Source organism: Streptomyces sp. WG7 (assembly GCF_049975785.1).
Classification (GTDB): domain Bacteria; phylum Actinomycetota; class Actinomycetes; order Streptomycetales; family Streptomycetaceae; genus Streptomyces.
Genome location: NZ_JBNGGE010000030.1, coordinates 13,042 through 33,291, shown reverse-complemented (window position 1 = coordinate 33,291; position 20,250 = coordinate 13,042). Strand labels below are relative to the sequence as shown.

At 73.6% G+C, this 20,250-nt stretch carries 19 protein-coding genes and 1 other RNA gene; 9 read left to right on the top strand and 11 right to left on the bottom strand.

The genetic code is table 11. The features are described 5' to 3' along the window. Positions 1-182: 182 nt before the first annotated feature. The 5 genes from ACP4J0_RS25835 to ACP4J0_RS25815 all read right to left on the bottom strand — a co-directional run bounded on the left by ACP4J0_RS25835 (position 183) and on the right by ACP4J0_RS25815 (position 4,789). Positions 183-1,445: a cytochrome P450 gene (locus ACP4J0_RS25835; RefSeq protein ID WP_426601121.1), complete on the bottom strand. Its 1,263-nt coding sequence runs from the start codon at positions 1,443-1,445 to the stop codon at positions 183-185. Beyond that, on the bottom strand, positions 1,442-2,059 hold the full coding sequence (locus ACP4J0_RS25830) for a GTP-binding protein (protein WP_426601120.1): 618 nt from the start codon (positions 2,057-2,059) through the stop codon (positions 1,442-1,444). The genes ACP4J0_RS25835 and ACP4J0_RS25830 overlap by 4 nt, the downstream gene beginning before the upstream one ends. Next, on the bottom strand, positions 2,040-2,396 hold the full coding sequence (locus tag ACP4J0_RS25825; RefSeq protein WP_426601119.1) for a DUF742 domain-containing protein: 357 nt from the start codon (positions 2,394-2,396) through the stop codon (positions 2,040-2,042). Before ACP4J0_RS25825 ends, ACP4J0_RS25830 begins: the two co-directional genes overlap by 20 nt. Further along, positions 2,393-2,812: a roadblock/LC7 domain-containing protein gene (locus tag ACP4J0_RS25820; RefSeq protein WP_426601181.1), complete on the bottom strand. Its 420-nt coding sequence runs from the start codon at positions 2,810-2,812 to the stop codon at positions 2,393-2,395. The genes ACP4J0_RS25825 and ACP4J0_RS25820 overlap by 4 nt, the downstream gene beginning before the upstream one ends. Positions 2,813-2,953: 141 nt before the next feature. Continuing rightward, entirely contained in the window at positions 2,954-4,789 is a 1,836-nt protein-coding gene (locus ACP4J0_RS25815) for a sensor histidine kinase (protein WP_426601118.1), read from the bottom strand. Positions 4,790-5,359: 570 nt separating this feature from the next. Here ACP4J0_RS25815 and ACP4J0_RS25810 point away from each other — a divergent pair. Next, the gene (locus tag ACP4J0_RS25810; protein ID WP_426601117.1) at positions 5,360-6,214 is read left to right on the top strand and encodes a hypothetical protein; all 855 of its coding nucleotides are present in this window, start codon (positions 5,360-5,362) and stop codon (positions 6,212-6,214) included. A gap of 90 nt (positions 6,215-6,304) precedes the next feature. Here ACP4J0_RS25810 and rnpB read toward each other — a convergent pair. Continuing rightward, positions 6,305-6,706: RNase P RNA component class A (gene rnpB / locus ACP4J0_RS25805), an RNA gene on the bottom strand. Between the two features lie 241 nt (positions 6,707-6,947). Here rnpB and ACP4J0_RS25800 point away from each other — a divergent pair. The 4 genes from ACP4J0_RS25800 (at position 6,948) to eda (ending at position 9,872) form a co-directional block, all read left to right on the top strand. Continuing rightward, on the top strand, positions 6,948-7,709 hold the full coding sequence (locus ACP4J0_RS25800; RefSeq protein ID WP_426601116.1) for a MerR family transcriptional regulator: 762 nt from the start codon (positions 6,948-6,950) through the stop codon (positions 7,707-7,709). After that, a complete protein-coding gene (locus ACP4J0_RS25795) occupies positions 7,706-8,302 on the top strand; it encodes a hypothetical protein (protein WP_426601115.1) in 597 nt (198 codons plus the stop codon). The genes ACP4J0_RS25800 and ACP4J0_RS25795 overlap by 4 nt, the downstream gene beginning before the upstream one ends. Before the next feature lie 43 nt (positions 8,303-8,345). Then, positions 8,346-9,128, top strand: coding sequence for a peroxide stress protein YaaA (gene yaaA, locus ACP4J0_RS25790; RefSeq protein WP_426601114.1), 783 nt, complete (start codon positions 8,346-8,348; stop codon positions 9,126-9,128). 75 nt (positions 9,129-9,203) lie between these two features. Next, positions 9,204-9,872 (top strand): bifunctional 4-hydroxy-2-oxoglutarate aldolase/2-dehydro-3-deoxy-phosphogluconate aldolase, encoded by a 669-nt coding sequence (gene eda / locus ACP4J0_RS25785; protein WP_426601113.1) that lies wholly within the window; start codon positions 9,204-9,206, stop codon positions 9,870-9,872. Here eda and ACP4J0_RS25780 read toward each other — a convergent pair. The 3 genes from ACP4J0_RS25780 to ACP4J0_RS25770 form a co-directional block, all read right to left on the bottom strand. Then, positions 9,847-11,130, bottom strand: coding sequence for a bifunctional RNase H/acid phosphatase (locus ACP4J0_RS25780; RefSeq protein WP_426601180.1), 1,284 nt, complete (start codon positions 11,128-11,130; stop codon positions 9,847-9,849). The two genes, eda and ACP4J0_RS25780, sit on opposite strands and share 26 nt — an antisense overlap. 216 nt (positions 11,131-11,346) lie before the next feature. Beyond that, positions 11,347-12,090, bottom strand: coding sequence for a zinc ribbon domain-containing protein (locus ACP4J0_RS25775; RefSeq protein WP_426601179.1), 744 nt, complete (start codon positions 12,088-12,090; stop codon positions 11,347-11,349). After that, positions 12,087-12,944 carry a Nif3-like dinuclear metal center hexameric protein gene (locus ACP4J0_RS25770; protein WP_426601112.1) on the bottom strand — a complete coding sequence of 286 codons (858 nt, stop codon included), beginning with the start codon at positions 12,942-12,944 and terminating at the stop codon, positions 12,087-12,089. The genes ACP4J0_RS25775 and ACP4J0_RS25770 overlap by 4 nt, the downstream gene beginning before the upstream one ends. Before the next feature lie 220 nt (positions 12,945-13,164). Here ACP4J0_RS25770 and ACP4J0_RS25765 point away from each other — a divergent pair, with 220 nt between their 5' ends. Together ACP4J0_RS25765 and ACP4J0_RS25760 are read left to right on the top strand one after the other, a co-directional pair. After that, on the top strand, positions 13,165-14,403 hold the full coding sequence (locus tag ACP4J0_RS25765) for a hypothetical protein (protein WP_426601111.1): 1,239 nt from the start codon (positions 13,165-13,167) through the stop codon (positions 14,401-14,403). Positions 14,404-14,500: 97 nt separating this feature from the next. Further along, positions 14,501-14,674 carry a hypothetical protein gene (locus ACP4J0_RS25760; RefSeq protein ID WP_426601110.1) on the top strand — a complete coding sequence of 58 codons (174 nt, stop codon included), beginning with the start codon at positions 14,501-14,503 and terminating at the stop codon, positions 14,672-14,674. Between the two features lie 109 nt (positions 14,675-14,783). Here the strand turns inward: ACP4J0_RS25760 and ACP4J0_RS25755 are convergent, their stop codons facing one another. Both ACP4J0_RS25755 and ACP4J0_RS25750 read right to left on the bottom strand, forming a co-directional pair. Further along, a complete protein-coding gene (locus tag ACP4J0_RS25755; protein ID WP_426601109.1) occupies positions 14,784-15,659 on the bottom strand; it encodes a MaoC/PaaZ C-terminal domain-containing protein in 876 nt (291 codons plus the stop codon). A gap of 251 nt (positions 15,660-15,910) precedes the next feature. Then, entirely contained in the window at positions 15,911-17,353 is a 1,443-nt protein-coding gene (locus ACP4J0_RS25750) for an MFS transporter (protein ID WP_426601108.1), read from the bottom strand. 297 nt (positions 17,354-17,650) lie between these two features. Between ACP4J0_RS25750 and ACP4J0_RS25745 the strand changes: the two genes are divergently transcribed. Next, on the top strand, positions 17,651-19,447 hold the full coding sequence (locus ACP4J0_RS25745) for an MFS transporter (protein WP_426601107.1): 1,797 nt from the start codon (positions 17,651-17,653) through the stop codon (positions 19,445-19,447). A gap of 134 nt (positions 19,448-19,581) precedes the next feature. Next, complete coding sequence (locus ACP4J0_RS25740; RefSeq protein ID WP_426601106.1) at positions 19,582-20,232, top strand: class I SAM-dependent methyltransferase; 651 nt, start codon at positions 19,582-19,584, stop codon at positions 20,230-20,232. Positions 20,233-20,250 lie beyond the last annotated feature (18 nt).

Genomic DNA, 20,250 nt, shown 5'->3' with positions numbered 1-20,250 from the left:
GCCTGCCGGTCCGACCGCGCCTGCCGGTCCGTCCGCGTCTGCCGGCAGGCGTCGAGATATGGGCCCATGGCCGTGGACCCGGGAACCCGCGACGACCCACGGCCATGTGACCGGGAACCCGCAGGCCCGCGGCCATGTGACCGGGAACCCGCAGGCCCGCGGTCAGGGACCGGGAACCCGCCTTACTGCACCACCGGTGTGAACCGCACCGGAAGCGCCGACAGCCCACGCATCCAGATCGACGGCCGCCAGGTCAGTTCCTCCGGAGCCACCGACAGCACCAGGTCCGGCAGCCGCTCCAGGAGCGTCTCGACCGCCGTCCGCGCCATCACGTCCGCCAGCAGCGGAGCCGGGTACGGGCAGCGGTGCTCGCCGTTGCTGAACGACAGGTGCGCGGCGTTCTCCGCGCCCACGTGCCCCTCCGGCCAGATCTGCGGGTCGGTGTTGGCCGCGGCCAGCCCCAGCACCAGGCAGTCGCCGGCCCGGATCTGCCGGCCGCCCAGCTGGACGTCCCGTACGGCCCACCGCCCGATGAAGTTCTGCGTCGGCGTGTCCAGCCACAGCACCTCGTTGAGCGCCTCCCCCACGCTGAGCCGGCCGCCCGACACGTTCACGGCGAACCGCTCGTCCGTCAGCAACAGGCGCAGCGTGTTGCAGATCCAGTTCGCCGTCGGCTGCTGCGCCGCCGCGATCACGGAGATCAGGTCCTGGACGATCTCCTCGTCCGTCAGACCGGCCGGGTGCGTCAGCATGCGCGAGGTGATGTCCGGGCCGGGGGCGGCCCGCTTGTCCTCCACCAGCTGCCGCAGCCGCTCCGCCACGCGCCCGTACGCCGCCACCGGGTCGTCGCCCTCCCCCGCGTCCAGGGAGATCCGCAGGTCGTCGACGAGCCGGCGGGTGTCCTCGCCCGAGGTCGGCATCCCGCACAGCTGCACCACGGTGCGCATCGGCAGGGCGTGCGCGTACTCGGCCATCAGCTCCGCCTGGCCGCTGCCGGCGAACCGGGCGATGAGGTCGTCGGCGATGAGCAGGCAGTCGTGGGACAGCTCGAACTGGTCGACCTCCTCCAGCGCCTCGGTGATCACCCCGGCCCGCCGCCGGTGCTCCTCGCCCTCGGCGAACAGCACCGACGGCTGGTACCCGACGAAGGGCAGCAGCGGCCAGTCCGGCGGGATGTTCTCCCACTGGTGCCAGCGCCGCGAGTCCCGCGCGAACAGTTCGTCATGGCTGGTCACGTACGTGAGCTCGGAGTAGCCCAGCACCAGCCAGGCCGGGATGTCGCCGTCGAGCAGCACGGGTGCGACGGGGCCGTGGTCCCGGCGCAGCGCGCGGTAGAGCTGCGACGGCGTCTGCTGGTACTCGAGCCCCGTCAGGCGCACCGCGCCGGAGTGCGCGGGGCACCCCGCGGGCGCCGGGTGCGCGTAGGGGCCGCCAGGGTCGGTCACAGTGTCGCCTCCTCGGCGATGGCCATGTCGTGGAGGTGGTTCACGAGGGTGATCAGCACGTCCTTGCCGGAGTGCCGGACCCGTGCGTCGCAGTCGACCATCGGCACGTGGGCGGGCAGGGCGAGCGCCTGGCGGATCTCGTCCAGGGAGTACCGGTCGGCGTCCTCGTCGAACCGGTTCACGGCCACCACGAAGGGTGTGCGGTGGTGCTCCAGCCTGTCGATCGCGTACCAGGAGTCGTCCATCCGGCGCGTGTCCACGAGGACCACGGCGCCCAGTGTTCCCGAGAACAGCCTGTCCCACAGGAACCAGAAGCGCTCCTGGCCGGGCGCTCCGAACAAGTACAGCACCATGCGGTCGTTGAGACTGATCCGCCCGAAGTCGAACGCGACCGTCGTGGTGGTCTTCGCCGTCACCGCGCTGGTCTCGTCGACGCCCACGCCGGCCTGGGTCATCACCTCTTCGGTGTTCAGTGGCCGGATCTCGCTCACGGAGCGGACCAGCGTCGTCTTGCCGACGCCGAAACCGCCCACGACGACGATCTTCAGACCGGTCTCCGCGGTGTCGTTCAGCGGTGTGCGGTGGGAGGGCGGCTCAGAGGTTGCGGAGCCCATGGAGCACCTCTTGGAGTAGGGCGGAATCAGGCAGGGAGGCGACGGACTGCGCCGCGCGCGGATGGCGGGCGGTGATGCGGCCCGTGTCCAGCAGGTCGCCGAGCAGGATCCGCACCACCATGACCGGCAACCCGAGCTCCGCGGCGATCTCGACGACGGCGATGGGGTGCCGGCACAGCTCCAGGATCCGGGCGTGCTCCGACTGCATCCCCGACACCGGCCCGCTCTCGCTGACGATGAGGGTGACCAGGTCGAAGGACTCGTCGGCGCGGCTCCGCCCACCGGTGACGGTGTAGAGCCGGTCCGGATCACCCGTGTCGACGGGTTTGCGCATCACGACGTGCCGCTCCCCCTGGCCTGGTCCCGCGGCTCGGCCCGCAGGTGTTCACCGAGCTGCTCGACCAGCTCCGTCATCTGGTGGCCGATCACTCCGGGATCGGCGTCCTCCCTGGCGACGACGGCGAGGTGCGCCCCCTCGCCGGCCTCCACGATGAACAGCAGGCCGCCGTGGAACTCGGTCATCGACTGCCGGACGCCGCCGGTGCCGTCGCCGAACTCCACGGAGGCCCCTTGGGCGAGAGCCTGGATGCCGGAGCAGATCGCCGACAACTGGTCGGCCTGGTCGAGCGTCAGGTGCTCGCTCCAGCAGAGCTTCAGGCCGTCCCGGGACAGGACCAGGGCGTGACGTGCGCCGGGGGTCTGTTCCAGGAGATTGTGCAGGAGCCAGCTGAGGCTGTTGTCGGTGGTCTGCATGATGGGTGATGGGACGGTGGTGTCCGGCTGACCGGTCACCGGCCCGTTCCTCCTATCTCACGAGCTCGGGCGGGACGGGGCGCCGTCGCCCCGGACGCCGTACGGGAAGTGGGGACTGACGCCGCACGGGAAGGGGTGGGACTACGGAGCCGGGGGCGGCTGCGACCCGGCACCCGGTCCGGTGGTGCCGTCCGAGGACTGCTGCCGGGCACGGTGGAAGGCGCCGAACCGCGTACCCGCGTCGCGTGCCGGGCGCCGCGTCGACGGTGCGTCACCGGCCTGTCCGGACGCCGACTGACGCTGTTCGCGTTCGCGCTCCGCCTCGGCCATGGTGCGGCCGGGGGCCCGGACCGGCAGACCGTTCGGCGTGGTGCCGTCGGGCCGCCGGTGCCGTCCGTGGTCGGCCGGTTCGGGCCGTGCGGTGCGCTCGGTGACCGGGGGCAGGGCCGCGGCCGGCGGACGGACGGTGGCGGGCAGTTCGAGCCGTGCGGCGGAGTGCTCGGTGGCCGGGGGCAGCGCCGCGGCCGCGGGGCGGGCGATGCCGTCGGGCAGCGGGGCCGGGGCGGGCGCGAGCGCGGCGGGGGCGGACGACGCGTCGGGCCGGGGGGCCGTCTCGTGCGGGACCAGGTCGCGCTGCTGGGCGAGCAGATCCAGGGGCAGCAGGACGACGACGCCGGTGCCGCCGCGTGAGGAGGGGCGGTAGTTGACGCTGATGCCGTACTTCGCCGCGAGCCGTCCCACCACGGCCAGGCCGAGCCGGGTGCCCTGCAGCGACGCGAGGTCGGTGACGCGGCCGCTCACGGCCTCCTCGGCGCGCCGCATCGCCGCGTCGGCCATCTTCAGGCCGCTGTCCTCGATGGTGACGACGATGCCGGCGCTGCGGTCCTCGACGTAGACGTGCACCTCGTCGATGGGCGGGGAGAAGTTCGCGGCGTTGTCCATCAGCTCGGCGAGCAGGTGCATCACGCCCTCGGCGGCGAAGCCGGAGACCGCGGCGCGGGTGGAGCAGTGCAGGCGCACCCGCTGGTAGGCGGCGATGCGGCCGACGGCACCGCGCAGGATGCTCTCCATCACGATCGGCTTGTTCCAGGCGCGGCTGGACCTGCCGCCCATGAGCAGCGCCAGCCGGTCGGTCATCAGGCCCAGCTGGGAGGTGCTGTGGTCCAGCTTCAGCAGGTCGCCGAAGACCTCTTCGCCGTGCCGCTCCTGCATCTCCCGCAGGTCGGCGAGCATCCGCACGGCCTTGGCCTGGACGCGGCTGAGTGCCTTGGCGGAGGCGGCCTGTGCCGCGGCGGCGCGCCGCTCACTGTGGGCGAGTTCGCGGATGAACGATTCGGCCGGGGTACGCAACGCCGGCAGCTGGGGCAGGTCGGTTTCGGCGAGCACGGTGTCGGCGGACCGGCCGTCGCGCAGCCGGGCGACCGCGGCGGGCAGCGTCTCGCCCACGAAGCGCTCGTACTCGACCGCCGCCTGCTCCACTTCGTTCCGCATCCTGCGGTATTCGCCGTCCAGGGCGGTCGTCCGCCGCACGTCCTCCTCGACGGTGGCGGCGAAGGTGTGCGTGAGCCGCTGCAGTTGCGGGTCGGACGGCGGCGGCACGCTGCCCAGCACGTCGGCCGCGCTCGCGCCCTCCCGCAGCCGCTGGGCCACGGCGGGCAGCGTCGCACCGGCCAGGTGCGATATCTCGGCCGACAGCCGGGCCGCTTCCGCCTTGAGCCGGCTGTTCTCCGACTCCCGCTCGGCGGCTGTGCCGCGGGCCCGGTGGACGAGCCGGTGGTCGACGAGGACGGTGACGGCCACGCACACCCAACCGGCCACCACCACGGCCAGGGCCCACGTGGAGGCGTCGGACGGTGCCATGGCGACCGCCGCGCCGCCGGCGGCGGCGCTCGTCACCAGCACGGCCGACCGTGCGGCGAACGAGGTGCGCGGCACGCCCACCGGTGGATGCTGGCTGGGCGAAGCAGGCACTGGCATGGAGCGGTCCCTCGGTCCGTGAGAGCAGGGGAATCAGGGCGGCGGCACAGCGCAGCCGCGGGCCGGGAAGGAGATCAGCCAACAGGAAGGCGATCTTCCGACCACGTACGGCTCATGCTAATCACCCTGGTGTGCGAGAAGGCCTCGCTTGTTGAATAGTCCGTCAGCAATCCGAGTTCGTCGTGAACTCATCGCTCGCGCGTCCCGCTGTGGTACCCGGGATGACGCCGGGCAGGCCCGGCCGGGGACGGGAATGCGGGCAGGGACCGCACTGACGCGACGTCACATCCCGTCGGCCGTATGAGGTACACCGGCCTCCTCGTCCGCACGAGCTGTCGAATTCCAGCCAACTATACGTACGGCGACCGCTGTTCACGCCTCGGCCCTCGTGATGACCGGGCCGTCGGGGTGTGGGAATGCGGCTGATCGTGAAGTTTCCGTGACAGCGGACCGCCGGGAGCGGGGAGCGGGGAGCGGCAGACGAGTCGGGCTGTACGCCGGGTCCTGTTCCGCTCAGGGTCACGCGACCACTGACGATCAACTACTGGCGCAGGACACTAGGCTCCCGCCATGGCGGAACCCGTGGGTCCTCAACAGGTCGGTGCCGGCAGCGTGTTCGCCCCACTGCCGAGACGGCCGTACACACGCGGGCGAAGGCGGCTCGTCATCAGCGCGGGAGCCGCTCTGGGCGCGGTCGCCACAGCGCTCTTCGCCGGTTCCGGACCCGAGCCCGGTGATCACGCACCGACGGTGGTGTGCACCGACACCGGCAACACCGGCCTGACCGCCGACGTGGACGCGGACGGGCGCCTGGACGAGATACACGACCCCCACCGCTCGGGAGAGGCCTCCGTCCTCTTCAGCCGGGCCGACGACCGCGTCGAGGTCGGTGTCGACGAGGCCCTCGGCGTGTGGCAGAAGGTCCGAGGCCTGCTGACGCCGGACCTGGAGACCCGGGGCACGTTCGGCGACTTCGACGGCGACGGCTATCTCGATCTGGCGTTGTTCCACAGCCAGGAGGACACCGGGGACAGTCCCCGCTCGAACCTGCTCGTGCACGAGGTGCGCTACGGACCGCTCGCCCGGGACCTGAGCGGCAGCCGGAGCGGCGCCATCCGCGTTCAGGTCCCGTTCTTCGTCGCCGCGGTGCGTGCGACCGACGAGAACCAGGACGGGCGCGCCGAGCTGCACGTGTTCCAGTCTGCCGGAGACGGCGGCTACCAGCGGTACATCGGCCGCCAGAAGGACGGCGGCATAACCCTGAGCGGGACCGACACCGGCTACTACAGCCATGGCCAGTGGGACGAACTCCAGCCGGGGTGGAGCGACTTCGGTACCTGCGTGTACACCGACCCCGAGGGCACGCCGTCGGTCCGGAAATCGTCTTCGAACGTCACGCCCGCATCAGGAGCGAGGCGAGGGTGACGGGCACGGAGCCCGGGCACGCCCGGGCTCTTCGGTGATCACGACGCACCGGCCCAGAGGCCCTTTCCGAGGCGAGGCCGCAGGTGGCGGCAGACGAGTCGGGCTGTACGCCGGGTTCTGTTCCGGCGGGTCCTCGCGGGCCCGCCGGCGACGGCCATCCATCTAGGACCGGCGTTGCCGCCGGCCTCGTGCGGTCTACCCGCGGACTCGGGCGGGCAGCCCTCGAACGTCCGCGCAGAGACACCGGGGTGTCTCCTTTTGACCTTGCTCCGGGTGGGGTTTACCTAGCTGCCCAGGTCGCCCTGGGCACTGGTGGTCTCTTACACCACCGTTTCACCCTTACCCGGCGCCGAAGCGCCGGGCGGTCTGCTTTCTGTGGCACTGTCCCGCGGGTCACCCCGGGTGGCCGTTAGCCATCACCCTGCCCTGTGGAGCCCGGACGTTCCTCGGGAAGTCCCGTGAGGGACTCCACGCGGCCGCCCGCCCGGCTCGTCTGCCGTACCGACCATGGTACCGGGCGTGCGCGCCGGCTCGGGCCCGCGGCCGCCGTCGCCGGGACCGAGCCCGTGAGGATCAGGGCGAAGGCGGCGATGACGCCGGGTGTCAGGGACTCGTCCAGGAAGGTGACGAAGGCGGTCGCCGTGCGGACGACGCCCAGGCCCGCGAGGGCGGCGCGCACCGCCGGACCCGCCACGCTTGACCCTGCCGCAACGTCAACGTCTTCACTGGAGTCATGCGAATCGGAGAACTCGCCGACACCGTCGGCGTCACCACGCGGACCGTGCGGCACTACCACCACCAGGGCCTGTTGCCCGAGCCGGAGCGGCTGGCCAACGGATATCGGACGTACACCCTGAGGCACGTCGTCGTGCTCGCCCGGATCCGCCGGCTGACCGAGCTGGGGCTCGGGCTGGCGGAGGTGCGGGACGTGCTCGCGGACGAGGCGGGGAAGGATCTGGCCGAGGTGCTCGAGGAGCTGGACGCGGATCTGGCGCGGCAGGAGGCGGCGATCCGGGACCGCCGGGCGCGGTTGCGGGCGCTGCTGGGGACGGGGGGCGCGCTGCCGCCCGAGGGGCCGGTCTCGGCGGAGCTGGCCGAGCTCTTCGCCGGTATGGGGGACGTTTCCGGTTCCCCCATGGCCGTACGGGACCGCGAGATGCTGGCGCTGCTGGAGAGCACCGTGGCGCCGGAGGACCGGGAGGGGCTGCTGGCCGCGCTGCGCGGTGCCCTGGGCTCGCCGGAGGCGATGGCGCGGGCCCACCACGCCTACGCGCTGCTCGACGAGCTGGCGGACGCCGGCGTCGACGACCCGCGCGTGGCGGAGGCGGCCCAGGTGCTCGCCGACTGCCTGCCCGCGGAGCTGCTGCCCGAGGAGGACGTCACGCTGGACTCCGGCCACGGCTTCCTGGGTGCCATGTACGCCGACTTCGCGCCCGGCCAGGCGGAGGCGATCCGGCAGGCCATGGAGATCGCGTCGAGGGGACGGCGGTCATGAGGGTCCCGTACGCCCTCGTCCGGCACGAGCTGCGGATGCTGGCCAGTCTGTGGCTGTGGGCGGCCCGGCGGACCGACGGGGCGTCGGCCGGCAGGTCCGTCTTCGGGTACGCCCGGGGGCAGGGCGCGATGACGCTCGGGCTGGCGTTCGTGTGCGTGATCGAGACGGTGATGATGTCCGTGCTGCTGCGCGACTGGCCCACCGTGCACCTCGTGGTGCTGGTCCTGGACGTGTACACCATCGTCTTCGTCGTCGGGCTGCACGCCGCGTCCGTGGTCCGCCCGCACGTCCTGGACCCGGACGCCGGCACGCTGCGCGTGCGCCAGGCCGTGCACGTCGACGTGCGGATACCGCTGGGGCGGATCGCCTCCGTGCGGCGCGAGCTGCGGACCACGCACGAGCGGACGGAGGGTGAGCTCGATCTCGCCGTGGGTGCGCAGACCTCCGTCACCGTCGAACTCGCCGAGCCCGTCCCCTACGTCACCTTCCTGGGCCGGCGGCGCGAGGTCCGGGTCGTGCGCTGCCACGCCGACGACGCCGGGGACCTCGTACGGGCCGTCGACCAGGCACGGGAGGGGTACGCCGTACCCTGACCAGGAGCCTCGGTGCCCAGGAGCTCGTAGTGAAGGAGTGCGTGTGCTTGTCCTGCTGCCCCCGTCGGAGGGGAAGGCCGCGTCCGGTCGCGGCGCCCCGCTGAAGCCGGAGTCGCTGTCCCTTCCGGGGCTGGCCCCGGCCCGGGAGACCGTCCTCGGCGAACTGGTCGAGCTGTGCGCCGGTGACGAGGAGAAGGCGCGCGAGGTGCTCGGACTGAGCGAGGGGCTGCGCGGCGAGGTCGCCAAGAACACGGAGCTGCGGACGGCGGGGGCGCGTCCGGCCGGGGAGGTCTACACCGGCGTGCTGTACGACGCCCTGGACCTGGCCTCGCTGGACCCGGCCGCCAGGAAGCGGGCCGCCCGTTCGCTGCTGGTGTTCTCCGGGCTGTGGGGCGCGGTGCGGGTGACCGACCGGATTCCCTCCTACCGGTGCTCGATGGGCGTGAGGCTTCCCGGGCTCGGGGCGCTGGGCGCGTACTGGCGGGCGCCGATGGCCGAGGTGCTGCCCGAGGCGGCCGGGGACGGGCTGGTGCTGGACCTGCGCTCGTCGGCGTACGCGACGGCCTGGAAGCCGCAGGGGGAGGTCGCCGGGCGGACGGCGACCGTGCGGGTGCTGCACGCACCGACCCGGAAGGTGGTCAGCCACTTCAACAAGGCGACCAAGGGGCGGATCGTACGGAGTCTGCTGGCGTCCGCGAGCACGCCCGAGGGGCCCGCGGAGCTGGTGGAGGCGCTGCGGGACCTGGGGTACGAGGTGGAGGCGCAGGCGCCGGCTAAGGCGGGGAAGCCGTGGTCGCTGGACGTGCTGGTGGCGGAGATCCACTGAGCCGGCCGTCGGACGTGCGTTGCGTATGCCGCAACGCTGATTGCGCAGAGTGCTTCCCGGCGGCACGATGAGGTCATGAGTTCACCGCTGCCCTCCTCCCCCCATGCCCCGGTGCCGTCGGTGCTGGATCTCGCGCCCGTCGTGCCCGTCGTGGTCGTCGACGACCTCGCCGACGCGGTCCCGCTCGCCCGGGCACTCGTCGCGGGCGGGCTGCCCGCGATCGAGGTGACGCTGCGGACTCCCGTCGCGCTGGACGCGATCCGCGCGATCGCCGCCGAGGTGCCGGGCGCGGTGGTCGGGGCGGGCACGGTCATCACGCCGGAGCAGGTCGGGGAGGTCGTGGCGGCCGGGGCGCGGTTCCTGGTCAGCCCGGGGTGGACGGACGGACTGCTGGCGGCGATGCGGGCGTCCGGGGTGCCGTTCCTGCCGGGGGTGTCGACCACGTCGGAGGTGGTGGCGCTGCTGGAGCGCGGGGTGCGGGAGATGAAGTTCTTCCCGGCCGAGGCCGCGGGCGGCACCGCCTACCTCAAGGCGCTCGCCGCCCCGCTGCCGCAGGCCCGCTTCTGCCCGACGGGCGGCATCGGGCCGGCCTCCGCGCCGGATTACCTCGCGCTGCCCAACGTCGGCTGCGTCGGGGGCAGCTGGATGCTGCCCAAGGACGCGGTGGCCGGCCGGGACTGGGGGCGCGTCGAGGCGCTGGCCCGTGCGGCCGCCTCGCTCAGCGCAGGTGGGACGTGTCGTTGAACAGGCGGACGCTCGCGCCGCCGTCCGCGTAGTACGCCACCGCCGACAGCGAGGCCGCCGACAGTTCCATGCGGAACAGCGACTCGGGCGGGGCGCCCAGGGCGAGCCGTACGAACGTCTTGATCGGCGTCACGTGGGAGACCAGCAGCACCGTGCGGCCCGCGTACGCCGCGGCCAGCCGGTCGCGGGTGGCGGCGACCCGGGCGCCGGTCGCCGCGAAGCTCTCGCCGCCGCCGGTCGGTTCGGCGTCCGGGGAGGACAGCCAGGCGTCCATGTCGTCGGGATACCGCTCGCGCACCTCGCCGAAGGTGAGCCCCTCCCAGGCGCCGAAGTCGGTCTCCCGCAGGCCCTCGTCGATCGTCACCGCGAGGCCGAGGCGGGCGGCGACGATCTCTGCGGTCTCGCGGGTGCGGGCCAGGGGCGAGGCGACGACCGCCTGGATCGTGCCGCGCCGGGCGAGGCTCGCGGCGACCCTCTCGGCCTGCTCCCGGCCGACGGAGGACAGGGACGGGTCGCTGCCGCCGCTTCCGGAGAACCGCTTCTGCGGGGTGAGCGGGGTCTCGCCGTGCCGGAGCAGGACGAAGGTGGCGGGGGCGCCCATGTCGGGGGGTCCCCAACCGGGTGAGGCCACGGTCTTCGCGGCCCGCACGTCGGCGTCGGCCGCGGTGGCGGAGGCAGCGGGGCGAGGGGCAGCGGTGGTCTCCGTGGTCTCCGTGTCCGGCCGGGCCGCCTGAGTCCGGGCCGCCTGAGTGAGGCGTTCGCCCACGGCGGGGCCGTCGGCGGACTCGGCGGCCCGGGCGCCGCCCGCGTCCAGTTCCGCCGTCGACGTGGACGCGGACCACTGCTCGCCGCGGGCCCCCGCGTCCATCGCCTCGTTGGCCAGTCGGTCGGCGTGCTTGTTGCTCGCGCGGGGGATCCACTCGTACGTCACGCGCCCCGGCGGGAAGACGCGCGCCGCCTCGGCCGCCAGCGGCTTCATGCCGGGGTGCTTGATCTTCCAGCGGCCCGACATCTGCTCGACGACGAGCTTGGAGTCCATCCGGACGTGGACGGTCGCGTCCGGGTCCAGCTCCTTCGCCGCGCGCAGACCTGCCAGCAGACCCCGGTACTCGGCCACGTTGTTCGTGGCGACCCCGAGGTACTCGGCGGCCTCGGCCAGGGTCTGTCCCGTGGCCGCGTCCAGGACCACGGCTCCGTAGCCCGCGGGCCCCGGGTTGCCCCGCGACCCGCCGTCGGCCTCGACGACGAACTCCCGCACCGGGACCGCCGCCGGACCCGCCACGGGACCTACCGCCGGGCCCGCCGCTGGATCTGTCGCCGGGCCCGCCGCCGGATCTGCCACGGGACCCGCCGCCGGGCCTGCCGCCGGATCTCCCGCCCGGTCCGTCGCCGGACCTGCCGCCGGATCTCCCGTCAGGCCCGCCGCCGAATCTGCCGCCCGGTCCGCCGCCGGATCTGCCACCGGACAGGCCCCTTACAGGCCGGAGTCGGCCGTGCGCACCAGGATGCGGCGGCAGTTCTCGCAGCGTACGACCGTGTCGGGCGCCGCCGAGCGGATCTCGCTCAGCTCGGTGATCGCCAGCTCCTGGCGGCACCCCTGGCAGCTGCGCTGGTACAGCTTGGCCGCGCCGACGCCGCCCTGCTGCTCGCGCAGCTTCTCGTAGACCTTCAGCAGGTCCGCGGGGACCGATCCCGCGATGACCTCGCGCTCCTTGGTCACCGAGGCCGCCTCGGCGTCCAGTTCCTCGACGGCGGCGTCCCGTCGCGCGGCGGCGTCGTCGGTCTTCCCCTGCACCGCGCCGACCCGCTCGGTCAGCTCGGCGACCCGCTCCTGCGCGGACTCACGGCGCTCCATCACCTCCAGGACGATGTCCTCGAGGTCGCCCTGCCGCTTGGCGAGGGACGCGATCTCGCGCTGGAGGTTCTCCAGGTCCTTCGGGGAGGTGACGGCGCCCGAGTCCAGGCGCTGCTGGTCGCGGGTGGCGCGCTGGCGCACCTGGTCCACGTCCTGCTCGGCCTTGGTCTGCTCGCGGGCGCAGTCGCTCTCCTCGGTCTGCGCGGCCACGAGCAGGTCGCGCAGCTGCGTGAGGTCCTTGGTCAGCGACTCGATCTCGGCGTGCTCGGGCAGGGACCTGCGCTTGTGCGCGAGCTGCTGGAGCCGCGTGTCGAGGCCCTGGACATCGAGGAGTCGGATCTGGTCGGCGGGCGCGGCTTTCAGTTGGGGGCTCCCATTGTGTCGGAGGTCGGGGCGGACGCCGCGTGGGCGGTCCAGGGGTCGGTGACCGTCTTGGAGACGTGGACCCGGAGGTCCCAGCCGTTGCGGTCGGAGATCTCGTCGAGCTGGGCGGCGGCCAGCTCGCACCAGGGCCACTCGGTGGCCCAGTGCGCCGCGTCGAGCAGCGCGAGGAGACTGTGGGCGCGGGCCTCCGAGACCGGGTGGTGACGCAGGTCCGCGGTGAGGAACGCGTCGACGCCGGCCGCGCGCACGTGGTCGAAGAGGCTGTCGCCGGAGCCGCCGCTGACGGCGACCGTGCGGACGGTCGCCTCCGGGTCGCCGGCGACGCGGATGCCCTGCGCGGTGGCGGGCAGCCGCTCGGCGGCGCGGGCGGCGAGCTCGCGGACGGTCAGCGGGTGCTCCACTTCGCACACCCGGCCCAGGCCCCGACGCCCTTGCGGGTCGGCCGGGTCCGGCACGAGGGGCCCCACGACGCGGAGGTCGAGCGCGCCGGCCAGCGCGTCGGAGACGCCCGGGTCGGCGGTGTCGGCGTTGGTGTGGGCGACGTGCAGGGCGATGTCGTTCTTGATGAGCGTGTGCACCACGCGGCCCTTGAAGGTGGAGGCGGCGACCGTCGTCGTCCCCCGCAGATACAGCGGGTGATGGGTGACGAGCAGGTCGGCGCCCAGCTTCACCGCCTCGTCGACGATTTCCTGGACCGGGTCGACGGCGAACAGGACCCGGGAGACCTCCTGGCCGGGGTCGCCCACGACGGTGCCGACCGCGTCCCAGGACTCGGCCCGCTCGGCGGGCCACAGGTTCTCCAGCGCGGCGATGACTTCTGACAGACGGGGCACGAATGCAAGGCTACCTGGAGGTTCTGCGCCGCTGTACCCGCAGCCGTACCGGCAGCTGTACCGGCGGCCTCCCGCGCGGCCGTCCCGCTCCGGCGCAGCACACACCCCGCCCTTCTCTCAGGCGAATCGTTCCTGTGCCACACGTATGTGTGATGGGGCCTGCCGCCGGTCCCCCGCCCGTGCGTACGAAACTAGCTTCGTCGCTGGAGGTGACCGAACGATGACGGTCTGTGCAATCGAGCCTTCGGCGAATCCCGGGCACGGCGGCCCCCCGCGGGCGGCCTGCAGCATCACCGCGGAGGGCGCCTACGCCGCGCGCCTCACCCTGAGCGGAGACTCCTGGTACCCGGAGCGCTGGACCCTGGACGGCCCCGAACCGTACGCGGTGCCGCTGCCCGGCAATCAGCCGGAGGAGCCCGGCACCGAGGTGCAGCCGATGGGTGACGGGCGGGTCCTGGTCCACCGCGTCGCGGCCGGACGGCACGTCTTCTCGCTGCTGTACCCGACCGGCCCCGGCACCGGCGAGCTGCCGCTCGGTGCGGTCGAGTGCCCGTCGGACACCATCGAGCTGCGGCTGCTGCCGCCGGCCCCGGACGGCGAGCGGGCGTACGCCCTCGCCGCCGGCCCGCGGGTGACGGTGCTGTGGCAGGTCGCCGGCGGCCTCTTCGGACCGGAGCGGGCCGCCGAGATCCCCGGCCGGTGCTCGGGCGGGGCCTGGCTGGACCGCACGGGCCGGATACTGGCCGTGGACCGGGAGTCCGGCGGGCGCACCAAGGCGGTCGTGGTGGACCTGGAGCGGGGCGGCGAGGTGTCCCCGCTGCTGCAGATCACCGCGGACAGCGACGACCGGATACTGCTGGCCGACCCGGACAGCGGGCTGGCGCTGATCCGCTCGGACGCGCCCTCGCCGGGGCAGGCGCGGCTCGGCTGGGGGGTGCTGGGCAGCACCCTGCCGGTGCGCTTCCCGGAGTGCCTGCGACTGCCGGACTGCGTCGTCACGCCGTTCGCGATCCAGCCCGGCCAGGCGCTCACGCCGGAGCGCTGCGCGGTGGCGCTGCGCCTGGACGGCGCGTTCGGCAGCTGGGTCGGGGTGTGGCGGCCCACCGAACGGCGGGTGCGTCACCTTCCGGCTCCGGAAGGGTGGTTGACGGGCGCCGGGCTGTGGACCGCGGACGGGGAGCTGCGTCTGCCGTGCGCCACACCGCAGTCGCCGTGCGGTGTGGCGCGGCTGACCGCACGCGACGCGGGCGGCGGGCGGGCAGGGGACCCGGAGGGTGCGGAGTTAACGCGGGGCGCGGAAGGCAGGCGGGAGGCGGAGGGTACGCGGGATGCGGAGAATACGGAGGATATGACTCCGGATAATCCGGAGACAACGGGCGAATCAGGCACTCCGGCGTCCGCCTCGACGCGTCCCGTACCCCTGCAACAGGCCCCGCTGGGACGGCTTGTAACGAAGTAGTGCCGGTTGGCGTGGTCGCCTGGATTCGGGCCGAGGGGTGCCGGTTACACTCGCCCGGCTGTAGGAAAGATCATGTTGACGGGGTGAATTCCTTCCGATGAACGACGCCAGCACGACCCAGCCGATGCAGGCCGACGGCGCCGACGTTCGCGAGACCGACACCGGCCACGGCCGGCACCGAGGACCGGTCTCCAGTCAGGACGGCGCGGCGATTCCGCGGGGCCGCCACCGCAAGCCGGCCGAAGAGGCCGACACGGCGGCGGCGGCCTGACGGCACGTCAGGAAACACGACACAGAAGTACAGGAACAGAAGTACAGAAGCAGCGAGCAGCAAGCGGCTCCGGCCCCGTCCGTCACTCCGACGGACGGGGCCGTTGTCGTCATCCGTACCGGACGACGGTGTCGGCGAGGACCGGCGCGCCGCCCCGTTCCACGGCGCCCACCGCCACCCGCACCGTGCCGCCGCCCGCCGCCCCCGCGGACCGCCACATGCGCACCCGCAGTGTCTCCCCGGGATACACGACCCCGACGAACCGCGTGCGGTACTCGCGCACCCGGGTCACGTCACCGTCCAGCAGCGTGTCGACGACCGACTTGAGCGTGCTCCCGTAGGTGCACAGCCCGTGCAGGACGGGCCGGCCGAAGCCGGCGCGCGCGGCGAACTCCGGGTCGGCGTGCAGGGGGTTCCAGTCACCGGAGAGCCGGTAGAGCAGGGCCTGGTCCTCGCGTACGGGGCGCTCGGCCACGTGGTCCGGTGCTGCGGCGGGTGGCGGCGCCGGGCGTCCGGACGGCCCCCGTTCACCGCCCCAGCCGCCTTCTCCGCGTACGAAGATCTCGGCCTCGTCGGTCCACAGCGGTCCGTCCGCGTCGGTGACCTCGGTGCGCAGGACGAGGACGGCCGCCGTGCCCTTGTCGTAGACGGCGACGACGCGGGAGGCGGCGCTCGCCCGGCCCCGCACCGGAACGGGCCGGTGCGGGCGCAGGTACTGCCCGCCGTGCAGGACGCGGGCGAGGTCGACGTCGACACCGGGCATGGACAGCGCGCGGATCACGCCGGGCGGGCCGCCGCCCGCGACGGTGGCGAAGCTCGGCAGGACGTGCAGCCGGGACTCCAGGGTGTAGCGCAGCTCGCCCGGGTCGGTGGCGGGCAGGCCGGCGCCGATGCCGAGGTGGTAGAGCTGGACGTCCTTGTGGTCCCAGGCGATCTCACGGACGCGGGGCGCGGCGGCGAGCGCCTGGGCTGCGTCGACGGGCATGGCTCTCCTTCACCCCGGTACCGGTCGTCCGGGCATCCGTTACCCGGGCACCTGCCGTTCCGGCACCCGTCGTCCGGGCACCCACCGGGCCGGCACCCGTCGCCCGGGCACCCACCAGGCCGGCACCCGTCGTCCCAGCACCGCCTGCGGACAGCCACGACCGTACGGGACGCCGGCCACCCATGACAGCTGTCCTTCCGAAGTCCGGACAGCCCGGTCACCGAGCCCCGCCACCGAGCCCCGGGCCCCGGCTACCCGCGCGCCCCGCGCTTCGTCCGCTCCCCCGGCGGCAGCCACACCCGCATCAGCACCGCCCCGGCGGCCAGCACCACCGCCGCCGTGCGGAACACCAGCGCGTACCCGTCCGTCAGTTCCTCGGGCCCGGCGTCCTCTCCCCCGGCCCGGGCCGCCGCGATCGTCGACATCACGGCGAGTCCCAGCGAACCGCCCATCGTCCGGGAGGTGTTGACCAGCCCGGAGACCAGTCCGGCGTCCCCGGCCGCCGGCCCGGAGATGGCCAGCGACGCCAGCGGGGTCGCCGCCAGACCCGCGCCCAGCATCATCAGCACCCCGGGAATCATGATCGCGGTCAGGTACCCGCCGTCCGCGGTCATCGTCGACTGCCAGCCGAAGCCGACCGCCGCGACGAGCGTGCCCAGCACGGCCACGTTCCGCGCCCCGATCACCGGCATGAACCGCGGTGCCGCCTTCGAGCCGAGGACCACCGCCAGCGAGCTGGGCACCAGGGCGAGCCCCGCCTCCAGCGGGGAGTAGCCCAGTACGTTCTGCGCGTACAGGGTCATGAAGAACCACATCGAGAACATCGACGAACCGGACACCAGCATCGCCACGTTCGCCGACGCCACCGACCGCAGCCGCAGCAGCCCCAGCGGCATCAGCGGCGCCGCCGTCCGCGCCTCGACGAGGAGGAACAGCGCGAGCAGCGCGAGCCCGGCGAGCAGCGGCACCAGCGCGGCGGCCGCCGCCCACCCCTCGGACTCCGTCTGCGAGATGCCGTAGGCCAGGGTGGCCAGCCCGGCGGTGACCAGCAGCGCGCCCGGCAGGTCGAGGCGCCGCCGCTCCCCCGCCCGGCTCTCGGACAGCCAGTACACGGCGCCGGCCAGTACCACCGCGCCCACCGGCACGTTGATCAGCAGTACCCAGCGCCACGACAGCCCGTCCACCAGGACGCCGCCCACCAGACCGCCCGCCGCACCGCCTCCCGCGCCCACGGCGGTCCAGGTCGCGATCGCCCGGGCCCGCGCGGCTCCCTCGGGCACCGCCGCGGTCAGGATCGTGAGCGTCGAGGGGGCGAGTACCGCCGCGCCCAGGCCCTGCACGGCGCGTGCGGCCAGCAACTGCCAGCCCTCCTGGGCAAGTCCGCCGCCCAGCGAGGCCAGCGTGAAGAGTCCGAGCCCGACCAGGAACATCCGCTTGCGCCCGTACAGGTCCCCGGCCCGCCCGCCCAGCAGCATGAAGCCGGCGAAGGCGATGGCGTAGGCGTTGACGACCCACTGCAGACCCTGCGCGCTCAGGCCGAGGTCGGTCCGCATCGACGGCAGGGCGACGTTGACGACGGACACGTCGAGCACGACCAGGAACTGTCCGGCGCACGCGAGCGCCACGACCAGCCAGGTGGGGGGCGTGCGGCGCGACGATATTCGGGCGGTGTTCGTACCGGTGGCTTCGAGCATGGGCGTCATGGTCTCAACCCCGGAGCGCCCCTTGCATCGGGATTTGGGCCCCAGACCGTCCTAGGTCCTCGGCCCTCGGTCCTCGAGCCTCGGGCCTCGGGCCCCGCGTCCGGGCCCCGCGTCCAGGCCCCGGGTCCCGGGCGCGGGATTCGGACTCGGACATGGCCCGGACGTGGACACTCCCCAAAGAGAAGGTCAAGAATTCGTTAGGGACTCGAAGTAACGGAATAGTTGCCCCGGCGCACGAGGTTCAGCCTGCACACATTCGCCGATCCCCCGGCCTGGAGGCCTCACTCAATGTCCGACACGACGACCGCCGAGCCCGCCCGGACAGCGAGCGGGGCCACCGTCCCGGTACTCGCCTTCGCGGGCATCGTCGTCGCGGTGATGCAGACCCTGCTCGTCCCGGTCTTCAAGGACCTGCCCCGACTTCTGGACACGACACCCGGCAACGCCACCTGGGTCATGACCTCCACGCTCCTCTCCGGGGCCGTGGCCACGCCGATCATGGGCCGGCTCGGCGACCTGTTCGGCAAGCGCCGCATGCTGGTGGCCAGCCTCTCGGTAATGGTGGTGGGCGCGCTGGTCAGCGCGTTCACCGACGCCCTGCTCCCTATGATCGTCGGCCGCACCCTCCAGGGCTTCGCGATGGGCGCGATACCCCTCGGCATCGGCCTGATGCGCGACATGCTGCCCCGCGAGCGGCTCGGCTCGGCGATGGCGCTGATGAGCTCCTCGATCGGCGTCGGCGGCGGCCTGGCGCTGCCCGCCGCGGCCCTGGTCGCGCAGCACACCGACTGGCACGCCCTGTTCTACGGGGCCGCCGGCCTCGGCGTCCTCGCCATCGCCCTGACCCTCGCCGTCGTACCGGAGTCCCCGCTGCGCGCCAAGGGCTCCTTCGACCTGCCGGGCGCGCTCGGTCTGACCGCCGGTCTGGTCCTCTTCCTCCTGCCGATCACGAAGGGCAGCGACTGGGGCTGGTCGTCGCCCACCACGCTCGGCCTGTTCGCCGCCGCCGTCGTGGTCCTGCTCCTGTGGGGCCTGATGGAGCTGCGCGTCGCGGCCCCGCTGGTCGACCTGCGCACCACGGCCCGCCGCGAGGTCCTCCTCACCAACCTCGCCTCGATCATGGTCGGCGTCGCCTTCTACGTCGTCTCCCTGGTCCTGCCGCAGCTCCTCCAGCTGCCCTCCGAGACCGGCTACGGCCTCGGGCAGTCGATGGTGGTCGCGGGCCTGTGCGTGGCCCCGCTCGGCCTGACGATGATGTTCACGGCGCCGGTGTACGCCCGCCTGTCCGCCCGCTACGGCCCCCGGACGACCCTGCTCATCGGCCTGCTGATCATCGCGATCGGCTACGGCGGCGGCCTCGGCCTGATGAGCGCCGCCTGGCAGACCGTCGTCACCTCGGTGCTGCTCGGCGCGGGCATCGGTCTCGCCTACTCCTCGCTGCCCGCGCTGATCATCGGCGCGGTCCCGGCCTCGGAGACGGGCGCGGCCAACGGCCTCAACACCCTGATGCGGTCCATCGGTACGTCGGTGTCGAGCGCGGTCATCGGCATGGTGCTCGCCAACACCGCGGACGACGTCGGCGGGGTCGCCGTCCCCACCATGGAAGGCTTCCGCGTCTCCTTCCTGATCGCGACCGGAGCGGTCGCCGTCGGCCTGGCACTGGCCTTCTTCCTCCCCCGCCGCCGCCCGGCCACGACCACCCGGCTGCGCGCGAGCAGCGAGGAGGACGCGAACCTGGCCCGCGCCGAGCAGGCACTGGCCGAGACACTGGCCGGGGAGCCCGTCACCGGGGCGGCCGTGGCCGGCCAGCCGCTGCGCGGCTTCCGCGGCCGGGTCCTGGCCGCCGACGGCACACCCGTCGCCCGCGCCAAGGTCACGCTGATCGACCGGCACGGCCGCCAGGCGGGCGCGGCCCTCTCCGCCGCGGACGGCGGCTACGCGCTCGCCGTCCCCGCCCGGGGCCCGTACGTGCTGGCCGCCCGTGCCGCGGGCCACGGCCCGCTCGCCCACTCGGCGACACACGCCGGCGACGACAGCCCGGTCGACCTGGACCTGTCCCTGCCGGGCGAGACGGTCTCCGCCTGAGCCCTCCGCCTGACCCACCCGCTCCGCCTGATCCACCCGTACCGTCGGCGCACCCGCACCCCCTGTCCGCATCGCGCGGCGGGGGGTGCGGCAGCATGGGGCGCCGACACGCTCGTACCACCGGAAGGACCCCCATGTCCGCGGCACCCACCCCCGACACCCTGGCCGCCTTCGAGGCCGCGAAGGGGTTCATGCCCGCGCACGAGGGCCTCGCCCTGTACGCGGCGGCCGTGGAGGCGGGCGGGCTCGGGCTGCCGTTGCTGGAGGTCGGCACCTACTGCGGGCGCTCCACGGTCCTGCTCGCCGACGCCGCCCGCCGGGCCGGCGTCACCGCGCTCACCGTCGACCACCACCGGGGCAGCGAGGAGCAGCAGCCGGGCTGGGAGTACCACGACCCGGAGACGGTCGATCCGGAACTGGGCGTGATGGACACCCTTCCCGCCTTCCGCCGCACCCTCCACCGGGCCGGGCTGGAGGAGCACGTGGTGGCCCTCGTCGGCCGTTCCCCCCAGGTGGCGGCTCTCTGGAACTCCCCCCTCGGCCTCGTCTTCGTCGACGGCGGCCACACCGACGAACACGCGAACGCCGACTACGAGGGCTGGGCGCCGCACGTGGCCGACGGCGGCCTCCTGGTCATCCACGACGTCTTCCCGGACCCGGCCGACGAGTTCACCGGGCAGGCCCCGTACCGCGTCTACCTCAGGGCTCTCGCGTCCGGCGCGTTCACCGAGGTCTCCGTGACCGACTCGCTGCGCGTCCTGCGGCGAACGGGCGCGGGGATCTGAGGGCTCGGTCTAGAGTCG